At 52.9% G+C, this 20896-nt stretch carries 18 protein-coding genes; 12 read left to right on the top strand and 6 right to left on the bottom strand.

Annotated features, from left to right (window positions below; translation table 11 throughout):
- The first annotated feature begins 5 nt into the window (after positions 1-5).
- The 10 genes from J3P34_RS04725 (at position 6) to uvrB (ending at position 10056) form a co-directional block, all read left to right on the top strand.
- Entirely contained in the window at positions 6-971 is a 966-nt protein-coding gene (locus J3P34_RS04725) for an NAD-dependent epimerase/dehydratase family protein (protein WP_345890335.1), read from the top strand.
- 74 nt (positions 972-1045) lie between these two features.
- The gene (locus tag J3P34_RS04720; RefSeq protein ID WP_210486650.1) at positions 1046-2446 is read left to right on the top strand and encodes a tetratricopeptide repeat protein; all 1401 of its coding nucleotides are present in this window, start codon (positions 1046-1048) and stop codon (positions 2444-2446) included.
- Between the two features lie 7 nt (positions 2447-2453).
- Positions 2454-3236 carry a phosphosulfolactate synthase gene (locus tag J3P34_RS04715; protein WP_210466623.1) on the top strand — a complete coding sequence of 261 codons (783 nt, stop codon included), beginning with the start codon at positions 2454-2456 and terminating at the stop codon, positions 3234-3236.
- An 18-nt stretch (positions 3237-3254) separates the two neighbouring features.
- Positions 3255-3899 carry a DedA family protein gene (locus tag J3P34_RS04710; protein ID WP_210466622.1) on the top strand — a complete coding sequence of 215 codons (645 nt, stop codon included), beginning with the start codon at positions 3255-3257 and terminating at the stop codon, positions 3897-3899.
- Positions 3900-3932: 33 nt separating this feature from the next.
- The gene (locus tag J3P34_RS04705) at positions 3933-4670 is read left to right on the top strand and encodes a shikimate dehydrogenase family protein (RefSeq protein WP_210486648.1); all 738 of its coding nucleotides are present in this window, start codon (positions 3933-3935) and stop codon (positions 4668-4670) included.
- 205 nt (positions 4671-4875) lie between these two features.
- Entirely contained in the window at positions 4876-5451 is a 576-nt protein-coding gene (locus tag J3P34_RS04700) for an RNA polymerase sigma factor (RefSeq protein ID WP_246853531.1), read from the top strand.
- Positions 5432-7090 (top strand): outer membrane beta-barrel protein, encoded by a 1659-nt coding sequence (locus tag J3P34_RS04695; RefSeq protein WP_210486647.1) that lies wholly within the window; start codon positions 5432-5434, stop codon positions 7088-7090. Before J3P34_RS04700 ends, J3P34_RS04695 begins: the two co-directional genes overlap by 20 nt.
- A 93-nt stretch (positions 7091-7183) precedes the next feature.
- Complete coding sequence (locus J3P34_RS04690) at positions 7184-7399, top strand: hypothetical protein (protein WP_210466619.1); 216 nt, start codon at positions 7184-7186, stop codon at positions 7397-7399.
- Between the two features lie 90 nt (positions 7400-7489).
- Complete coding sequence (locus tag J3P34_RS04685) at positions 7490-7846, top strand: hypothetical protein (protein ID WP_210466618.1); 357 nt, start codon at positions 7490-7492, stop codon at positions 7844-7846.
- Positions 7847-8022: 176 nt separating this feature from the next.
- Entirely contained in the window at positions 8023-10056 is a 2034-nt protein-coding gene (gene uvrB / locus J3P34_RS04680) for an excinuclease ABC subunit UvrB (RefSeq protein ID WP_210486646.1), read from the top strand.
- Positions 10057-10143: 87 nt separating this feature from the next.
- Here the strand turns inward: uvrB and J3P34_RS04675 are convergent, their stop codons facing one another.
- Positions 10144-11505 (bottom strand): T9SS type A sorting domain-containing protein, encoded by a 1362-nt coding sequence (locus J3P34_RS04675; RefSeq protein WP_210486645.1) that lies wholly within the window; start codon positions 11503-11505, stop codon positions 10144-10146.
- A 287-nt stretch (positions 11506-11792) separates the two neighbouring features.
- Between J3P34_RS04675 and J3P34_RS04670 the strand changes: the two genes are divergently transcribed.
- Positions 11793-12788: a hypothetical protein gene (locus J3P34_RS04670; RefSeq protein ID WP_210486643.1), complete on the top strand. Its 996-nt coding sequence runs from the start codon at positions 11793-11795 to the stop codon at positions 12786-12788.
- A 107-nt stretch (positions 12789-12895) separates the two neighbouring features.
- Here the strand turns inward: J3P34_RS04670 and J3P34_RS04665 are convergent, their stop codons facing one another.
- The 3 genes from J3P34_RS04665 to J3P34_RS04655 are packed head-to-tail and all read right to left on the bottom strand — an operon-like array spanning position 12896 to position 16791.
- Positions 12896-15145 (bottom strand): xanthine dehydrogenase family protein molybdopterin-binding subunit, encoded by a 2250-nt coding sequence (locus J3P34_RS04665; RefSeq protein WP_210486641.1) that lies wholly within the window; start codon positions 15143-15145, stop codon positions 12896-12898.
- Between the two features lie 12 nt (positions 15146-15157).
- Positions 15158-16141: an FAD binding domain-containing protein gene (locus J3P34_RS04660; RefSeq protein ID WP_210486638.1), complete on the bottom strand. Its 984-nt coding sequence runs from the start codon at positions 16139-16141 to the stop codon at positions 15158-15160.
- Positions 16138-16791 carry a (2Fe-2S)-binding protein gene (locus tag J3P34_RS04655; protein WP_210486636.1) on the bottom strand — a complete coding sequence of 218 codons (654 nt, stop codon included), beginning with the start codon at positions 16789-16791 and terminating at the stop codon, positions 16138-16140. Before J3P34_RS04655 ends, J3P34_RS04660 begins: the two co-directional genes overlap by 4 nt.
- A 273-nt stretch (positions 16792-17064) precedes the next feature.
- Here J3P34_RS04655 and J3P34_RS04650 point away from each other — a divergent pair, with 273 nt between their 5' ends.
- On the top strand, positions 17065-17598 hold the full coding sequence (locus tag J3P34_RS04650) for a GNAT family N-acetyltransferase (RefSeq protein WP_210486634.1): 534 nt from the start codon (positions 17065-17067) through the stop codon (positions 17596-17598).
- 54 nt (positions 17599-17652) lie between these two features.
- On the opposite strand, the gene J3P34_RS04645 is transcribed toward J3P34_RS04650, so the two are convergent.
- Positions 17653-18264, bottom strand: a complete 612-nt coding sequence (locus J3P34_RS04645) for a hypothetical protein (RefSeq protein ID WP_210486632.1) — start codon at positions 18262-18264, stop codon at positions 17653-17655.
- Between the two features lie 83 nt (positions 18265-18347).
- A complete protein-coding gene (locus tag J3P34_RS04640) occupies positions 18348-20624 on the bottom strand; it encodes a B12-binding domain-containing radical SAM protein (protein WP_210486629.1) in 2277 nt (758 codons plus the stop codon).
- Positions 20625-20896 lie beyond the last annotated feature (272 nt).

Below are 20896 nucleotides of genomic sequence, written 5' to 3'. Positions count from 1 at the left end.
AACATGTGCTGGTAACCGGTGGCAGTGGCCTTTTAGGCCATTTTCTTTTGCAGCGTCTGCTGAAAGAAGGCTGTGCGGTTACGGCCATTATCAGGAAAACTGCCTCAGAAATAAAACATCCTCACTTGAAATGGGTGGAGGGAGATATCCTGGACCCTTTGTTTCTGAGGTCTTTGGTGCAGCAGGTAGAAGAAGTGTACCATTGCGCAGGCTTTGTCTCGTATGCCCCGCAGGATGCCGGGCTGCTGCAACAGATAAACGTAGACGGCACCGCCAACATAGTGGATGCCTGCCTGGCAAACCCAGGCGTGAGGCTATGCCATGTTAGTTCTATTGCGGCCATTAACCGGAAAAAGGGCGAGAAACTCATTCATGAAGACATGAAATGGGATCCGGCGGTAGAGAGGTCAGTATATGCGTTTACCAAACATTTCGCTGAGATGGAGGTCTGGCGAGGAATCTCCGAAGGCCTTCAGGCAGTAATCGTGAATCCTTCCGTCATCCTGGGCCCTGGTGATTTGTCGCGGAGCAGTACCCAACTTTTCAAATATATTTCTGATGAGCGTGCGTTCTATACCCAAGGGTATGCTAACTTCGTAGATGTTCGGGATGTGGTGGAATGCATGTGGCGGTTAATGAACGGAAACCACTGGGGCGAACGTTTTATCATCAACGGACACCAGGCTTCTTATCACGATTTCTTCCAGGCGGTGGCATCATTGATGGGGAAAAAAGCCCCTAGCGTGAAAGTGCCTTCCTGGGTAGCGGAGATAGTCTGGCGGGTAGAAAGCGTGCGTGGAAAATTGACAGGCACAAAACCATTGATTACCAAAGAAACTGCCCGGATGGCAAAAGAGGAACACTTTTATTCTAATTCAAAAATAAAGGCGGCAACTGGAATCACGTTCCGTCCGTTGCAAGATACCCTGCGTTGGAGTTGTGAGGAGCTTGCAAAAGCAGGAGTCGTCTAGCACAATCCAGTTAGGGTAGAGGTGTTGTATTGAGAAGGGCCATGACCATGGCCCATGTTGAGATTTACTTGTAGATGAACGATAATTTTGAAGATTTCTCCAGCGAAGACCTGGACCTGGTAAAAAGGTTCGAAAACATGCTGGAGTCTAATACTACTGTATTCTTTGATCTCTCAGATTATGAGAGTATCATAGATTACTATGCCAATAGCTTTAACTACAGCCAGGCTTTAAAAGCCTGTGATGTGGGTATCATGCAGTATCCTTTCTCCACGGAATTGCTCATTGACAAGGCGCAGGTGCTGGCCATGCTGGGAGCGTTTGATGAGGCCTTGAACTTAGTGGAGGAAGTGGCCCAGATGGAGCCTGACAATGAGGATATTCCTTTGACTAAAGGCATTATTTTCAACCAGAAGGGAGATTTCGCGCTGGCGATTGACTGTTTCAAGCAGGCCGTGGACCAATCTGAGGTAAAGGATGACATCTATTTCAACATAGGTCTTTCTTACCAGAGTTGGGGCAAGTTCAAGGCGGCCATGAAGTACTATAAGAAGAGCCTGCTCCTGAACATGGAGAATGAGCTGGCCTTGCAGGAACTGCTGTATTGCCTGGAGATCACCGGTGAGGGCGAGGACGTCATCAACTTCTTTCAGGGGTTCGTGGATGAAGACCCGTATTCGGCCATGGCCTGGTTTAACCTGGGTCTGGCGCAGAGCAGGCTGGGAAACCATGAAAAAGCCGTAGGCGCCTATGAATACGCGACGCTAATCCAGCCAGATCTGGCTCCTGCCTATGTGAACCTGGCCAACAACTACGTGTACATGGGCGAGTTCACCAAAGCCATTGAGTCTTTCCAGGCTGCTTTGGAGCATACTGAGCCTAATGCCGATATCCTGTGCAACATAGGGGAGTGCTACGAGAAGCTCTCCCAGTGGGACCTTGCGCATAAGTACTACCAGAAAGCCATTGACCTTTCACCCGAGATGGATGAGGCTTGGTTTGGGATTGGGGTTATTTTAGACTTGCAGGGGAAATGGATGGAAGCCGTCCATTTCTATAAGAAAGCCATCTCTTTCTACGCTGAGAACTCTGATTACTGGCTGGCTTTGGCTGCCGCCGAATACCAACTGGGGAACATCATCTCCAGCGTGGAAGCCTATGAGCAGGCCAGCACCCTGGCCCCCGAGAACAAAGATATTTGGCTGAACTGGTCCATTATCCTTTATGAGCAAGGCAACTATGAGGGAGCTATCGATCTACTGCTGAATGCTTTAGAGTTGCAGCCCGATGAAGCAGAACTTCAATATCGCCTTTGTGCCTACAGTCTGGCGGCAGGAAAGTATAAGCAGGCATATAATTATTTGGAAAATGCTTTAATTTTGGACTTCGATAAGCATAGGCTTCTCTTCGATTTCTTTCCTGAACTGGAGTCCCAGCGAGCCCTTGCTCGCCTGATAGACCAGTATCGCAAATAACGCTTTCATGAACTACGAACTTACCCACCTCCCCCAACGCACTTCCAAACCAAGAGACAGCGGTTTTACCATGGCCATGGACAAAGGCCTTAGCTTACGCGAAACCGAAAATTTTGTAGAGGTAGCCGGTGAGTACGTAGATATTGTGAAGCTGGGCTGGGCAACTTCCTTCGTGACGCCTAACCTGGACCAGAAACTAGACATCTACCGGGCAGCGGGAATTCCGGTGTACTTTGGCGGTACCCTATTTGAGGCCTTCATCGTACGCGGTCAGTTCGAAGATTACCGCCGTTTGCTGGACAAATACAAGCTGGAGTTTGCCGAAATCTCAGACGGCTCCATTGAAATGGACCATGAGCTCAAATGCAAGTATATCCGTACGCTGGCGGAGCAAACCACTGTCCTCTCTGAGGTAGGGTCTAAAGATGACCAAAAAATCATCCCTCCCTACAAATGGATCAGCCTGATGCAGGCCGAGTTGGATGCCGGCGCCTGGAAGGTAATCGGGGAAGCCAGGGAAAGCGGCAACGTGGGGCTTTTCCGCTCTACCGGTGAGGTGAGAAGCGGCTTGGTGGAGGAAATCCTTACCAAGATCCCTTTTGAGAAAATCATCTGGGAAGCGCCGCAAAAAGCGCAGCAAGTCTTCTTTATCAAACTTCTGGGGGCCAACGTGAACCTGGGCAATATTGCGCCCAATGAGATTGTGCCGCTGGAAACTATCCGGTTAGGCCTCAGAGGCGATACTTTCACGCATTTCCTTGACAAGGGAATGTTAGATAAACTTATCTAAGCACCATTCTACAGCCCTATGGAGTTACTCCGTCAGTTCATTGATTTGTTTCTGCACCTGGACCAGCACCTAAGCCAGATTATCTCTGACTACGGTACCTGGACCTATGCTATCCTTTTCCTGATCATTTTTGTAGAAACTGGGGTGGTGGTAATGCCTTTTCTGCCCGGCGACTCGCTTTTGTTTGCCGCGGGCGCGTTTGCGGCCACTGGTGTGCTGAACATCTGGATATTGCTGGTCCTGCTTTTTGTGGCCGCTTTTCTGGGAGATACCCTAAACTACCTCATCGGGGATTACTTCGGGCCTAAGGTTTTCAAGCGGGATTACCGGTTCCTGAAACGGGAGTACCTGCTCAAAACCCAAGCTTTCTATGAAAAACACGGCGGTAAAACCATTATCTTTGCCCGTTTCATTCCCATCATCCGCACGTTTGCCCCGTTTGTGGCCGGCGTAGGAACCATGAAATACAGCAAGTTTCTTTCCTATAACATCATAGGCGGTTTCCTGTGGGTGGTTGGCTTCACGGTGGCCGGCTTCGTGTTCGGGAACATCCCGGCAGTGAAGAAAAACTTTTCCTTGGTGATTTTCGGGATCATCCTAATCTCTATCATCCCGCCCATCATTGAAATAGTAAAGCAGAAGCTGAGCCCCAAACAGCAATAGGCCAACAGTAAGCCAACTCGCAGATTACCTGATATGGAAAATGTTTACGGGCTGGTAGGTTACAAGCTGAGCCACTCTTTCTCCCAAAAATACTTCACAGAGAAATTCCTCACAGAGGGAAACAAGGACAGCGTCTACCATCTCTTCGAGCTGGACACCATCGATGAGTTTCCCGGTTTACTGCAGGCGCATCCCAACCTGAAGGGGTTGAACGTAACTATCCCGTACAAAGAAGCCGTCATTCCTTTCCTGGACTCTCTGGACCCGGCCGCGGCGCGCATTGGGGCAGTGAATGTTGTTAAGTTTGAGGACGGCCGCCTGGTGGGCCACAACTCAGATTACCAGGGCTTCATGCAGTCGCTCCAGCATTTCTACCCGTGCTTTTCGCTGTCGCAGGCGCTGGTGCTGGGCACGGGTGGGGCAGCCAAAGCGGTGATAGCGGCGTTGGAGTACCTCAACATTTCCTATAGAGTAGTCTCCAGGGAGAAAAAACCGGGCCTGCTTACCTACGGGGAGCTCACGCCCGGCATTATGGCATCAGTCTCCCTCATTGTCAATACCACCCCGGTGGGCACTTTTCCCAAAGAAGACGAGGCCCCAGCCATTCCGTATGAGTTGCTGTCTTCTCACCATTACCTGTATGATTTGGTGTACAATCCGGCCGAGACCCTGTTCATGAAACGGGGCAAGGAGATGGGCGCCAAAACCATCAACGGCTATGAAATGCTCTGTCTCCAGGCCGAAGTCGCCTGGCAGATCTGGCACAGCTAATTTCGTTTTTAACTTCTTTTCTGTAAAACAGCCCTAAAACAGGGTAGGCAACGCTGTGCCTTAGGCTGGGATATACCCTGTTTTCTGGTTATCTTACCTGTGACCAAGTAAGTTGTAAAATTATTTTCTGTGGACGCCGCGGCCATGCAACCATTGCGGCCCCTAAGGGCTCTTACCTGTAGAAGATCATTTTAATGACCCTCCGTTGAAGATATTTAAACCCAAAGATCCTTCAGAGGCAGACCTCATCAAGCGGGCGGTAGCCGGCAAACGGGATGCCCAGCATCTGCTCTACCAGCGGTACGCGGGGAAGATGCTGGCCGTGAGTAAGCGGTATGCCCGTACGGATTTTGAGGCCGAGGATATCTTGCAGGATTCATTTATCAAGGTCTTCCGCTATCTGCAGGATTTCAAGGGGGATTGTCCGATGGAGTTCTGGGTAAAGCGTATCGTGATCAATACGGCCCTGAAACACCAGCGCACAAACCGGCACCTCATGGTCACAGACCAGGAGGAGGAGTGGGACGATGTCTCTGAGCACGATAGCATAGACAGCCAGTTTGCCTACGAGGAGCTGCTGGAACTGGTGCGGGGCCTGCCGCCGCGTTACCAGGCGGTTTTTAACCTGTATGCCATTGAAGGCTTCTCGCACAAAGAAATAGGAGAGATGCTGGACATCACCGAGAGCACCTCCAAGTCACAATATTCCCGCGCCCGCGCCAGCTTACGGCAGGCGTTGTTGCGGTTAAAACAGCAATACCATGAAAAAGTCACCGGCTGATAAAGAGAAAGGCCAGTCTGTGGAGGACATCTTCCGGAATGGCTTTGCTGAAGCTGAAAGCGCTCCACCACCCAGAATCTGGGAAAACGTGCACCGCGAAATAGAGAACCAGGAACTGCACCGGTATAGGAAGCAGATGATATGGTACCGCTCCATGGCGGCCGCCTTGCTGTTGCTCCTGCTCTCGGCGGGCATCATTGTTTGGCAGCAGGATTCCTCTCTTCTGGTTGACCAGCAGCATACCCTTGCTTCCGGGCAGGAGAGAAGTAGCCAGAAAGCTCCGGCGGCATCTGTGCCAAACCGGCCTGCGGCCGATGTGGACCTTCCGGCAAATGCCGCCCCCGCGATAGCCGAAGCTCCTGAGATGGCCGAAGCTTCAGAACGCCACGTTACGCCTGAAGTTCTGGCCTCCGTTCCAAGGGTGTTTTCTGGGAAACAGGCTCAAAATAAAGATGCTGCTGGGGCTGCTTCTAATAGCAGGACTTATGCTTTGAATGAGAACCGGCCAGCTTCCACCGTTTCATTGGCGCAGCAAAACCCTAAAGAAAATACCACCACTGCAGATGCAGAAATACTGAAAGAAAGCAAACCTGCCGTAGAATTAGCCATCACAACAGAGGCAGAAAGGCCGGTTACAGACAAAACCATCCAGCCAATAAGCGGGGAAAACAAGGCTTTTTCCCGATCTGTTACAAATAATCTGGCATTTTCTAAAGGACTCCCGTTGGGCTTGGATTCGCTTAAAGGAGTGCCTGAGAGAAGTATTTTGGTTCAGAAGGAAGCCCCCTTGACCAGCTTGGCCCAGACCCCTGCGCCTAAAAAAGGCAATGAAGCCGAAGAAAGTGACGTTTACAAGTGGAGCGTGACCATGGCCTATAGCCCTCAGTATGCTTACGCACCAGTAAAATTAAGCGATAATTCTGCTATGAACAGCCCGGCCGTAGGACAACCCCAGGCATATGCGCAGTACAAGGAGGCGGTAGAGGAATACAACCACAGCTATACCCCAACCTATTCTTATGCAGCCCTAGTGGGTGCCAGTTACCGGATCAATGACAATTGGCAACTGGAGACCGGGGTATTGTACACGCAGAACGAGGCAACCACCACGCAGTCTTACCTGGTGTACCAGGGAGGGTCGGTGTTATCCACGGTAGGGTTTGACCTGGGGAGCTCGTCGGGCAAGAGTGCACCTTTGGTGACCAACGCTTTCAACAATGAAATGGCCGCTAGAGCCATCACTGTAGATCGCACCGACCGCTACAATACCAGGTACCGGTACCAACAGGTAGGTTTGCCCGTGCGGTTGGCTTACCGGCTGAACATGAAGAGAATGTATGCCCTTTTCTCTGGCGGGCTGAACATGAACCTGCTGGTGCAGAACACCATTGTGCCAGAGACAGACCAGGTAGAGGCTGTGAGATATGGGCTCAATGACAAAGATTCCCCATTCCGGACGGTACAGTGGGCAACCACTACCTCCATTGGGGTTGGCTATGACGTCACCAAGAAGATGAGTATACTGTTGGCTCCTGAATTCACCTACTCGCTCAGCCCTATGCTGCGGGAGGCTCAGAGACAGGCCAATCCGTACCAGCTTGGGGTTAGTATAGGCGGCAGATGGCGCCTTGCCAAGTAATAAAGTTTATTTTTTACCAACAGCAGTAGGGGTATGCCTTCCTTTAGTGGTCTCCTCTATCCAGGCATACGCTTACCAAGTTCCCTTACCATTATGAACAAGACTTGCTCTCTCCCCAAAGTAGTAAGAAACTGGGCATTGTTATTTTCTGTGCCATTGTACATTGGTACCTCCGTCCTGTGGCTTAAAGAAGAAATTAAGGATGTTGTAAGTGAGAAAGAACAAAATATAATTGCCGCTATGAAGAGCCAGGTACAGAAAGCGGTGGCAGACAAGAAGATAAAACAAAATACCTTGATTTTACCTTGATTCTTTATTGAATTTGAAATAAATTAATAGTGAAAATCATTATCTTTATAATCAAGGTCAAATTATTAGCATAAAAGTTTGATAGAATAAATGCGTTTAAGAGGAGTAGCTTTATTAGGGCTTGCGGGTTTGCTCACCTTTTCCAGTTGCGAGGATGAGGAGGTAACCAGCGATTGTTTTGAGGCGGTGGTATTAGACCAGGGCTGTGGTACGGTATTGGCCGTTTTGGATCCAGCCGCGGCCGAGATAGTGGACACCAAACCCAGTAATGACACGGTGTATGTGAACACCTTCAACTTGCATCCTGTCTATCAGGTGCCAGGCAAAAGGCTGTACATCACCATCAAATCCATCCCGGAGAACGAGGCGCCTGACTGTCCCGGCTTCATTCCTATCATTTATCCGCATGTAAAGGTGCTCACCGTGAGTGAGTCGCCCTGCAACTAAACTTAGAAGATTCTTTTCTGGTCATATAAAACAGAGACGCCGCTTTGCCAAAAGCGGCGTTTTTGCGTTATTTTAGTAAAGTAGCCTTTAAACACCAGTATATTTAGCAAGAAGGTAAACTCTCTTGCCAAGCCTGGTGTTATAATCCGTTACCTTTGATTGTATTTAATTCCTCTATGGATTTTCAGTTAACCTCAGAATTTCAACCAACCGGAGACCAGCCCAAAGCCATCAAGGAATTGGTGCGTGGTATAAAAACCGGTGAGCACGCGCAGGTGTTGCTGGGTGCCACCGGTACGGGTAAAACCTTCACGGTAGCCAACGTGATCCAGGAGGTGAAAAAGCCCACCCTGGTGCTTTGCCACAACAAAACCCTAGCCGCGCAGCTGTACGGCGAGTTCAAGCAGTTTTTCCCCAACAACGCGGTGGAGTACTTCATCTCCTACTATGACTACTACCAGCCCGAGGCCTACATCGCCTCGTCTGATGTCTTCATTGAGAAGGACCTGGCCATCAACGAGGAGATTGAGAAGCTGCGGCTGCACTGTACCTCGGCCTTGCTCTCGGGCCGCCGCGATGTGATTGTGGTAGCCTCGGTGAGCTGCATCTACGGTATAGGCAACCCCGAGGAATTCGGGAAGAACGTGATTCCTTTGGCCCCGGGCATGAAGGTGAGCCGGAACAACCTGCTCTACCAGTTCGTGTCCATTCTCTACAGCCGCACCGAGGTGGAGTTCACACGTGGAACCTTCCGGGTGAAAGGCGATACCGTGGATATTTTCCCGGCCTACGCCGATTTCGCGTACCGCATCTATTTCTGGGGCGACGAGATTGAGTCCATCCAGCGCATTGATCCGCAGAGTGGAAAGAAGATCGCCGACGAGGAAGGCATTTCGCTGTTCCCAGCCAACCTCTTCGTGACCGGCAAAGACACCTTGAACCAAGCCATCAACGAGATTCAGTTTGACATGGTGGCCCAACACGAATACTTCCTCAAAGAAGGGCGTGACAACGAGGCCAAGCGCATTAAGGAGCGGACCGAGTTTGACCTGGAGATGATCCGGGAACTGGGCTACTGCTCCGGTATTGAGAACTACTCGCGTTACTTTGACCGTCGCGAGCCCGGTGCCCGCCCATTCTGCCTCCTGGACTATTTCCCCGATGACTTTCTGATGGTGATTGACGAGAGCCACGCCACCTTGCCGCAGGTGCGCGCCATGTGGGGTGGTGACCGCTCCCGCAAAACCGCGTTGGTGGAGTACGGCTTCCGTTTACCCGCCGCCATGGATAACCGCCCGCTTACCTTCAACGAGTTTGAGAGCGTGATGCACCAGGTCATCTTCGTGAGCGCCACCCCCGGCGACTACGAGATCCAGAAATCAGAGGGTGTGGTGGTAGAGCAGATCATCCGCCCTACGGGTCTTCTGGACCCCGAGATTGAGATCAGGCCTAGCCAGAACCAGATTGACGACTTGCTGGACGAGGTGGACAACCGCATCAAACGCGGGGATCGTATTCTGGTGACCACGTTGACCAAACGCATGGCCGAGGAACTCACCAAATACATGGAGCGCCTCAACATCAAGGTGAAATACATCCACTCTGAGGTGAAAACTCTTGAACGGGTAGAGATTCTGCGGGAACTCCGCCTGGGCGAGATTGACGTGCTTATTGGCGTGAACCTGCTTCGTGAAGGCTTGGATTTACCGGAGGTGAGTTTGGTAGCCATCCTGGACACGGATAAGGAAGGTTTCCTGCGCGACCAGAGATCCCTCATCCAGACTATCGGGCGTGCCGCCCGTAACGAGAACGGAAAAGTGCTCATGTACGCCGACCGCATGACCGGTTCCATGCAGCGCGCCATTGACGAGACTAACCGCCGTCGCGCCGTGCAGATGGAGTACAACCTGGAGCATGGCATTACGCCGCGCACCGTGCTCAAGTCCAAGGAAGCGATCATGGAGCAGACCTCGGTGGCCGATAGTAACAAACGCGAGCCGAAGGCCTACGCCGGCCCAGATGAAAGCCTCATGTCCGTGGCCGCTGATCCGGTGGTGCAGTATATGAAGAAGGACGAACTGGAGAAGGTCATCAAGAAAACCGAGAAGCAGATGGAAGCCGCCGCCAAAGAGCTGGACTTCCTGCAAGCCGCCAAGTACCGCGATGAACTCGCCGAGTTGCGCAAGCTGCTGAAAAGCAAGCGCGACTAAGCATTAACTAACAGCAAAAGAAAGCCTCGCCTGTTTTGGAGCCGTTTTTAGGAAATCGGCCTTAAAACGGGCGAGGCTCTTTTGTGATTAGGGTAACAAGACTACTTTCTTGGTGCTTTGATACGTGTCGGTCTGTACGGAAACGTAGTAGACGCCGGGAGCATTATGAAGTGACTTCCATTGCAAGGCGTTGACGCCGGCCGAGGCTTTATATGCTTGTTTGTAAACCAATGCCCCTTTGGCATCTGTCACCTGAATCTGTACTGCAGAAGGCGAGGAGAGGGTAAACCGGAGGTTCAACTGATCTCGGAACGGGTTGGGGAAAGCCTCCAGCGTGAACCTTAAATCCTCTGAAGGGTTATCTGTGCCTAACAGGTAGATTTTGGAATACACATAATTGTCAAAAGGCTGCAGGGCGAAAATCCTGTTTTGGCTGTTCTCGGCAAACTGAAAGTGTTGCAGGCTGGAGGCATAAGGTGGAGTCCCGATGTTTTGCATATCCCTGGTCCAGGTTTCTCCTTTGTCTTTGGAGACCAGAATGCCCCGGCTGGGCCAGTTGCTGGTCCAGAGCGTGCCGTCTTTGCTCACGTAAAAGCTATGGGCCACGGGTTGATGCCAGTAATTCCAGGTGGTGTTGTGGGTGAGGTACAAAGGCCGCCACGTCTGCCCATTATCCGAAGATTTAAGGGTTCCTTCCACGGCTAAACTACCAGAGCTTCCGGCCACGCCAACATACAGGCTGTCGTTCTCATCCACCGCGATGGAGTGCAGGTACGCCACATTGAAGTTGGCAATCTCCCGGAATTTGATGTCAACGGGTTGCCAAGTGGTTTGCTCTTTCTGGCGCGTGTATAAACCTATCCTGGTGTCTTGCCGCCCGTTTCCGTCATGGGTGCCCACGTACACCTGATCGTTCTTGCCCACCGCCAGATTCCAGGCGCTCAAAGTACCGGTCATGCCCTGAATATCCTTCGTCCAGGTTTGGCCATTATCTGTGGAGGTGAAAACGCCGTCTCCCACGTAAAATTCCTCTTCGCTACCGTCTTCGCCCAGGTCTCCGGTAACCAGATACAGTTTTCCCTCACTATCTGCCACAATCTTCCGGATGGAGTATTCACTGCTGACCGGGTGAGAAGTCCAGTTCTGGCCCTGGTCTACGGAGCGGTAGACAGTTCCTTTTCCGCCGGCTAGCAGGGTGCCGTCTGCTTTCGCCAGGAGACTGACCACCGCGTGGGGTAACACCTGCTGCCAGATCCGGCCATCATCAGAACTCAAGATACCGCCATCGGTTGACCCAATGAAGATTCTGTCATTCACCGGACTGACTGCGATGCTGGTGGTGTTGGCGAAAGTGGAGCTAAGGGGTGGGCTGGGAGTCCAGACAGCCTGTGCGGCCGCTTTTGTTAAAAACAGGCCCAAAACGGTTAAAAGCGCCAGGAAAGATTTCATAGAAGAGACCATCTGTTAGGGATGTATTGTATTGGAGATTCCGGCAATGGGGCAGAAGTTGCAGAATGAATTAATTTTCCTTTAAAAAAACTCAGGGACAACCTGCTTGTGCATCAGCGCTTTGGTAAACAAGCAGGCAAAGAGCCTTTTCTGGAGCTAGGGGTGAAAGCCCTTGGAATGGTCTTTGCTTTGAAGAGATACCTGTCGTTAAAAAGTGTGGTCGGGACATATCAGGTGCAGTTGTAAACTAAGAGACAGGAATCGCTCCATCTAACCCTTATGTTACCGTGAAAAAACTTTTCCAACTGCTCTGGCTTCTAGCCGCTCCCTATTTATTAGCTTCCTGCTCTGATGACGATGAACCAGCCCCTGCTCCTTATGCCGCTTTAACCAGCAGCGTGCTCTTTTCCAAATTCACCAATAACGGCTACATCCCGTCTGGACGGGCAAGCGAAATGCGCGTCTACTCCGGCGATACCCTCCGCTATTTCTTTCGGTTTGACTCCAATCAAGGTATCAAAGATCTCAAGGTCTATGACAACCTGAGGGGGCGCGATTTTCCGTTGGTGGTGAACCGCACGGCTTCTTCTGTTTCTGGTGGCCTAACCTCCAATGAGTACGAGCTGGAGTACATTGTCAACGATAGCCCAATGCAGGCGCAACCGGGCCAGGAGATTGTACTCACGGTAGAGCCCCAGGAGGCAAATGGCGCCGTTTACCATAATCCGGCCACCGGCAAACCCTTTGAGGTGAAGTTTACCGTATCTGCCTCTTCAGAATACAAAGGCGTGAAACTCTACAACTATTGGGGAGAGAAAAGAAACTCTTTGACCATCCTGGACTATCGCATTGGGGATTCCCAGCCACAGACTTTGGTCAATGAGCCCGGACTTACCCCGTTCGCCTTCCTTACAAACAAAATGCCTCCTAGAGATTGGCTCGATCAGCGCTTTGAGCATTCTTTTACGTCGGGCCCGAGCATGGGCGAAGGACAGGTGGCGTACGTGAAAGTGCCCGCCGCCGCCAGGAACTGGAGCCAGCCCAACCAGATTGCAGCCGCTATGAAACAATATGGCCCTGAAAAGACCGAGGTGAACAACGTGCAGGCCGGCGATATCTACGCAGTAAGGGTGCGCTACCCTCTCAACAACTCCTGGGTCATTTACGGGCTAATAGAGGTAAAAAGCATCGTGGATGACGGCGGCGATACCCACACCGGTAACGGTCATGATGAGGACTACATGGAGTTTGATATCAAGTATTTCCCCGGCTACCGGTATTAGTCTAAAATGGATTGGCCGTTTACACGCCGATTTCACCAAAAAACCTCCAAAACAGAAAAGCCGCTCTATCTAGTAGAGCGGCTTTTCTGTTTCTATAAGGAATAAGCTTAAATCAACTTATCCGGGGTGATAGGCAGTTCCCGGATGCGTTTACCGGTGGCGTTGAAGATGGCGTTGGCAATGGCCGGCGCTACGCCGATGGTCGCGATTTCCCCGATACCTTTCGTCCCTAGCGGGTTCCCGATGAAGTCCGGTTTGTCCACGAAAGCCACCTCAATGTTAGGCGAGTCGGCGTGCACCGGCACGTGGTACTCGGCGAAGTCTTTGGTTACGTAGCGCCCGAATCGGTCATCAATCACGGCACCCTCGGTCAGGGCCATCCCGATGCCGCCCACGGCACCACCAATCATCTGGTTCCCGGCTGTTTTCTTGTTCACAATTTTACCCGCATCGGCGCAGGAAACCAACTTGGTCACCCGTACCTGACCGGTGAGCGGATGCACCTGCACTTCTGCAAAATGCACCGAAAACGAGTACATGGAATATTTGTTCCGTTCCGGATTGTCTGGTTTTGACTCCTCGGTGGCTTCCAACTCCGGCAGGCGCTGCTGTTTCAAAATATCAGTGAGAGACAGCTTGGTGTTGGGCGCGTTGGCAAGGGAAACCTGTCCGTCTTTGAAAGCGAGGTCCTCGTATTTGGCTCCTTTGAAGCTGGATTCCGCGTTGCCGGATGCCATTGTAGCCAGCTTCTTCTTCAGAGAATTACAGGCAGCCTGTACGGCAGAGCCCACGCTGGCCACCGTAGCCGATCCGCCCTGGCTAGGTGCCGGCGGGAAAAGCGAACTTCCCAGCTCAAAGGTGATTTTGCTGGGGTCCATGCCCAACGCATCAGCGGCGATCTGTACCATAGCCGTTCCGGTGCCGGGGCCGATATCGGTAGTGGCACTCTGGATGAGTACGGTTCCGTCGGAGCGAAGCACGGCTCTAGCCGAGGCCCGGTTCCGGTGCGAGCCGAACGTGCCCACGCCCATGCCGTAGCCTACCAGCCATTCGCCGTTGCGCACGGTGCCGGGTTCTAGTTTTCGGTTTTTCCAACCGATTTTCTCGGCGCCCATCTGCATGGCCTCGGTCAGATATTTGGTAGACCAGGGCAGGTCACGTTCAGGGTCGCGGTCGGTGTGGTTTTTTATGCGGAACTCCAGCGGGTCCATTTTCAGCACGTAGGCCATCTCATCCATCGCCGATTCCAAGGCGAACGCGCCAGTGGCCTCGCCGGGACCGCGCATCCAGATGGGCGTGCTCACGTCCAGCGGCAGAATGCGGTAGCGGGTGGTGATGTTGGGGCTGGTGTACATCATGCGCGTCTGCTGCAAGACAGACTCCGTGAACTCCTCGTAAGAAGACGTTTGTCCGATTGCTTCGTGCGTGATGGCGGTGATTTTTCCGTCTTTGGTCGCACTCATGCCCATTTTCTGCCAGGCAAACGGACGGTATCCCACCATGGTGAACATCTGCTCGCGGGTGAGCATTACCTTCACCGGGCGGTTCACCTTCTTGGCAGCGATGATGGCGGCGGTTTCGTGGGGCCAGGTGTGCAACCCGTTCCCGAAGGCGCCACCCACAAACGTGGCAATCACCTTCACGTTCTCCACCGGAATGTTCCACTCCTTCGCAAATGCGTTCTGCGTACCAATCACCGCTTGGGTTTTATCATAGACAGTGAGGCGGTTGTCAGCTTCCCAGTGGGCCACAATGGCCTGCAGTTCTATGGGGTTGTGGAATTCCGTAGGAATGACGTATTCGCCCTCAACCTTCAGCGGTTCGCCTTTGTACGCATCCTCTTTGCCCTTCACATAATCATTTAAGTAGTGCTTAGGGTTGCGCTGGGCGTGCGTAGGCAGAATGGCTTTGGACTGGTGCTTGAGAAAGTCAGTGGCGTGTTTGTCTTCTTCGTACTGCGCTTTCACCAGCCTAGCAGCATAGCGGGCGCGCTCCAACGTATCGGCCACCACAATGGCGATGGGCTGGTCGTTGAAGTAGACTTTGTCGTCATAGAACACGCGGTGCGGCTGCCCGACGGGTTTTGGTTCCGTTGGGTGTGCGGCCTGGATGTAGCCCGGTACTTTTGGGGCATTCTGGTAGTGCAGCACGGCAATCACGCCCGGCGCGCGCTCGGCGGCTTTGGTGTCGATGCTCTTGATGCGGCCTTTGGTGATGGTACTGCCCACCAGCACGCCGTACGCCATGTTGGGCAATTCGTACTCCGCGGAGTATTTGGCCGCGCCCGTCACCTTCAGCCGACCGTCTACCCGGTCCATCGGCTTCCCGACGTTATCTTGGAAGAAATAATCTTTCATAAGGAAGAGAGGTTAAACGGCAGCTGCCGCGTTTTTCAGCGCCTGCACAATGGTGTTAGGGCCTAGTTTCAGTTTAAATTGATTGTGTTCAAAGGCCTTGGCCCCGCGCATAGCGATCTCGGCGGCCTGCCGGAATGTCTGCTCCGTTGCTGGTTTGCCCACCAGGGCTTTCTCAGCATCGGTCAGGCGCCAGGGTTTGTGAGCTACGCCGCCCATGGCCAGGCGGGCATCTTTGATGGTGTTGTTTTCAATCTGGAGCGCCGCCGCCACTGATACCAGCGCGAAGGCGTAAGACGCGCGGTCGCGTATTTTGAGGTAATTCACGTTTTTGGTGAAAGCGGTTTCCGGCACCTCCACGGCGGTGATCAGCTCACCTTTCTGCAGGTTGGTGTCAATCTGCGGAGTGTCGCCGGGCAGACGATGGAACTCGGCAAAAGGGATCTTGCGGTCGCCTTTGGGGCCGGAGACCAGCACGTTGGCATCCAGCGCCACCAGGGCCACGCTCATATCGGAAGGATGCACGGCGATGCATTTATCGCTGTGCCCGAAGATGGCGTGCATACGGTTGAAGCCTTGCAGGGCGCCGCAGCCGGTGCCGGGTTCGCGCTTGTTGCAGGGCAGGGCGGTGTCATAGAAATACGGACAACGGGTACGCTGCAGCATATTCCCGCCTACGGTGGCCATGTTCCTGAGCTGCGCCGAGGCGCCCGCATTCAAGGCTTGGGATAACAGCGGATGCTTTTCCAGGACCAGTTTGTCCTCGGCTACTTCACCATTCAGGGCCAGTGCCCCGATGCGGACCGCGCCGTTTTCTTTCTCGATCTTGCGGAGCGGCAGTTTGTTGATGTCCACCAGCTTCTCGGGCACCACGATGCCGCGTTTCATGAGGTCCAGCAGGTTGGTACCGCCGGCAATGAACATGGCGGTCTGCTCTTTGGCTACCGTGTCAATGGCCGCTTTGTTTTTGGTAGGCCGAACGTATTGGAACTGGTTCATACTTTCTGTCCTCCGTTTTTAACTTCCTTGATGGCGTTCACAATGTTGGGGTAGGCGCCGCACCGGCAGATATTGCCGCTCATGTATTCGCGGATCTCATCGTCAGAATCGGCGTGGCCTTCTCGCACGCAAGCCACCGCGCTCATGATTTGGCCCGGGGTGCAGTAACCGCACTGGAACCCATCGTGCTTGATGAAGGCCTCCTGCATGGGGTGCAGTTTGTCGCCGTCGGCGAGGCCCTCAATGGTGGTGATTTTCTTTCCGTCCTGCATCACCGCCAGGGAGAGGCAAGACAGAACGCGCTGCCCGTCTACGTGCACGGTGCAGGCACCGCATTGGCCGTAGTCGCAGCCCTTTTTAGTGCCGGTGAGGTGGAGTTGCTCGCGGAGCAGGTCCAGCACGGTGGTGCGGGGCTCCACGGAAAGCTTACGTTTTTTGCCGTTGATCTCCAGCGTCACGTTCACCTTCTCAAAGGCGGCGGCCACCTTCTCCTCAAACTTCAGATCGGCGGCTTTCACGGCCACGCCCGGCGTCAGCGCGAAGGCGGTCAGGATAGAAGATTGTTTCAGGAAATTGCGGCGGGCTTCATTCGGGCGTTGCCCTTCCTCGCCCTCGGGCTGAGGCTGGGGAAAGTCTTTTTCTTCGGCCATATGTACAGAAATTATTTGCGGATTTAAGAAGGCATATTACCCATAATGGGCATCAGAATCAATTTAAATAACAAACGGAGACCTTACCGATGGGTTGGGTAGGCGACACTAACGAGACGAATTTGAAGATCCAGCCCGGAACAAGGTTCCTGTTTTGGGGCCGATTTCCCAAAAACAGGCTCTAAACAGGAAGCTGCTTCCGGAGATCAACTGCTATACGGTTTCCTGCGGAACTCTGGCGTATCTTTGCGTCCCTATTTAGAATTAAGCTTTATGCCTGCTTTACCATCAAACCAATTCACCTTCAGACCCGGAACCGCCGCCGATGCCCGCTTACTTGCCGATCTGGGCTGGCGCACCTTTGACGAGACTTTTGCAGCCTACAACCGTCCCGAGGACATGGCCGCGTTCCAGCCCACCATGTACACCCCGGAACTACAGGCCGCAGAATTAGCCGATCCAGATACGGAGTTCCTGATTGTGGAATCTGAGGGAGAGGCCGTGGCCTATGTGAAGTGGAGCACTAGCCCGGCGCCATCTGAAATATCCGGGAAGAAGCCTTTTCAGATAAGCCGGCTGTATCTGCTCCAGGCCTGGACCGGCCGCGGTTTAGGCGATACTTTGATGAAAATGAGCTTAGAACGCGCGCAGCAAAAGGGGCACGACGTGGTGTGGCTCACCGTGTGGGAAAGCAACGAGCGGGCCATCCGGTTCTACCAGAAATACGGTTTCCGGGAAGCGGGTGAGCTGACTTTTGTGCTGGGCGAGGACGTGCAGCGGGATCTGTACATGCAGCGGGAGGTATAGGCACAGACGCTCGCAGGTCCTCCGGACGCTACAAGGTCTTTTGAGCAAACGGCATTACAATTCGTCTTCTTCTATAAGAGGAATGATGCTGCGGAAGTCAGCATTTGCTTTGTGGAAACTTTTCAGGGGGCTCTTGCCTCCAAACCATTTGAGAACTGTTTCTCGTTCCAAGTTAGTCTGCTTTTGTGATAAGAGGCTATTGTAAGATGAGTAAGGCCAATCTTTGAAATCCTGAATTAACCCGTGATGTTGCGGGTTGAAATGAATGTAAAAAATCAGGCTTGTAAAGTATGCTTCAGAAGTGACTTCTTTTCTTCTGAACCGCTTCTGGAACAGACTGTCTACTCTGTCGTAGCGGGCGTTCATGGCTTTGGTAAAAGCGTTCAGGAGATGTCCCCATTGCCTCTGAATGCGAACAGGTATCAACTCCTGGTTTTGCTCGCTTCTTTTAAAAAGCGCCTCTACTTCCCTCACCTGAATCAGGAAATGCACATGGTTAGGTAACAGGCAGTAGCAGTAAGTATGCACAAACGGAGCCACGTATTTCCGGTATAACTGAAGGAAGTGAAAATAGCTTTCCTGATTCACGAAAACCGTTTCGCTGTTATTGCCTCGGGTATAAACATGATAGAACTTACAAGGCTCAAATTCCTTTGTCTTCTGCATCTACCCATATACGAGAACCAATAGCGTTTGCTCAAAAGACCTCGTAGCGTCCGGAGGACCTGCGAGCGTCTGCGCCAACAGCCTTACACCACCAATAACCCGCGCTCCCGCAGATCCAACCACGTATCGGTGATCAGGAACTCCTGGAAGGTGAACATTTGCCCCTCAGGATAATCGGCGGCCAGGTCTTTCAATAAATACTTGGTGCCGTAATCTTCAGACAGTCTGGTGAGCCAGGAATGCAGCCATTGTCCCACTTCGGGAGAGGTCCTGATTTCGTATTCCTCGGTTTTCTCAGTGAAGGTGAGCAGGGCGTTGTGGAAGGTGCGGCCTTTCTTGGTTTTGGTGACTACTTCTATTTCCGGGGCATTACCCAGCCATAGCACGCGAAGATTCTGCTTCTCAGAATCGGGTTTGCCGATGGCTTCCACCGCTTGGGCAATCATGTTCTTGGGGTGAGAGGAGCGCGGCACTTTGAAATCAAACCAGAAAGAAAGCGGTTCTTCCAGCCCAATGCCGTGCATGTAGTTATACAGCGCTTTCGCCAAACCAGCCCCGAAAAGCTCGTGGTCGGCGCCCTGCGGGTCCTCGTGCCACAAGTCGTTATCGGCGAACAAGCCAGGTTCCGGGCCCACTTTCACCACGCCGTATTTCTCGGGGTTCTTGCCCACGGGGCTGTGGGCGGTCATGGAGAACCGGTGCCAGTACCCACTCTGAATCACGTTCTGCTCAAACAGCTGCCGCACCACTTCCAGGGAATCAATGGTTTCCTGTGCGGTTTGGGTGGGGAAGCCATACATCAGGTAGGCGTGCACCATAATGCCGGCGGCGGTGAAATCACGTGTCACTCTAGCCACCTGGGCGATGCTCACGCCTTTCTCCATCTTCGCCAACAGGCGGTCAGAAGCTACTTCCAACCCACCGGACACGGCAATACAACCGCTGGCGGCCAGCAAACGGCACAGATCAGCGGAGAAGGTTTTCTCGAAACGGATATTGCCCCACCAGGTAATCTTCACGCCTCGGCGCAGCAATTCAATGGCCAAATCACGGAGGGCTAGCGGGGGGGCGGCTTCGTCTACGAAGTGGAAACCGGTCTGGCCAGTCTGCGCGATAATCTGCTCAATGCGGTCCACCAGCAGCGTGGCCGGGGCGGTCTCGTAGCGGGAAATATAATCTAAGGTGATGTCACAGAAGGAGCAGCGTTTCCAGTAGCAGCCGTGGGCAATGGTGAGTTTGTTCCAGCGGCCGTCTGACCAGAGGCGGTGCATGGGGTTGAGCACTTCCACCACGCTCAGGTACTCGTGGATTTTCAGGTCGCTGTAATCGGGCGTGCCTACCTCGGTGTGCGGGATGTCGGCATCGGTGGAGCCGTTGAGGTACTGTACCTCACCGTTCAGCAGCAGGAAGGTGCGTTGCAGTTGCTCTACGTCGCGTTGGCCCTGGAAAAACTCCAGCAGTTTGAGCCACGGACCTTCGCCGTCATCCAGTGTGATGAAATCAATGTATTTGAAAATGCGGGGCTCGCGCAGGCTTCTGAGTTCGGTGTTGGGGTAGCCGCCGCCCATGAGCGTTTTCACGTGCGGGTACTTTTGCTTGATGAACTGCGCCAACCGCAACGCACCGTACAGGTTTCCGGGGAAAGGAACGGAAAAACCTACCACCTCGGGCTGCACTTCCTGCATCCGTTCGGCTAGCAAATCCAGTAGCATCTGGTCTACCAGATTAGGCGCGGTTTGCAGTTCTTCTTCCAACGGGTCAAAGGACGTGGCGCTGAGGGCCAGTTTATCTGCGTACCGGCTAAAACCGAAGTGCGGGCACACGGTCTCCTTGATCAGATCGGCTAAATCCTCCAGGTACAGCGTGGCCAGGTGCCGGGCCCTATCAGTGATGCCCATGGTCCCGAAGGCTTCCTCCAGATCGGCTAACTGCAGAAACCTGCTAGCCTCCGGCAGAAATGAACCCATCGCGATGGGGTGCGCTAGCGTGCTGTCGCGGCCCTGCAGGAAACGGATGACGGGCTCAATGGTGTCCAGGTAAGCTTTGCGCAGGCGCAGCATTCGCTGGCTGTTATCCGATAGCTCGTAAGCACCGTCCAGAATGGCTTGGAATACCTGGTTCAGGCCTTTGCGGGAAAACAGACGCAAAACCAACTCCAACCCGAAATCAGTCTGCGTCACGTCAAACCCTCGGCCGCGCAGAAAACCTTTAATGTAAGCGGTGGCGGGGTAGGGCGTGTTCAGCTGCGTAAGCGGCGGCGTGATGAGCAGGATTTTAGGAGTGGAAGTCAAGGGAATTTTATTTTGGGCAAAGGTAGTGAAAGGTGTGCTGAGTCTTGCGTTAAGCGCTGTTAACTCCATTTAGGGGTTGATTTCTGGAAAGCAGCCTCTAAACGGAGTTCAGGGTATTTGTGTGAGAAACAGCCGACTTTACCTTTGAGTTCGCTGGAAGGGGCCGGAAGCCATAAACAAAGGCAGTAAGCCGAAAGTCAAGGGCTAGGTAATGAAAAAGCATCTCGGTGGTTAGGTAATGAATGTACCGTAACCACCTAACCACCTGCGGCAACTTTCGTATAAGTACGGACTCGCTGAACGGCATTTCTTCCGCCAACTCCTTTGGCAAAGTTTCGGCA

The organism is Rufibacter aurantiacus (assembly GCF_017916345.1).
GTDB lineage: Bacteria > Bacteroidota > Bacteroidia > Cytophagales > Hymenobacteraceae > Nibribacter > Nibribacter roseolus.
The sequence above is the reverse complement of the archived record's forward strand: the minus strand, read 5'-3'. Positions and strand labels throughout refer to the sequence as shown.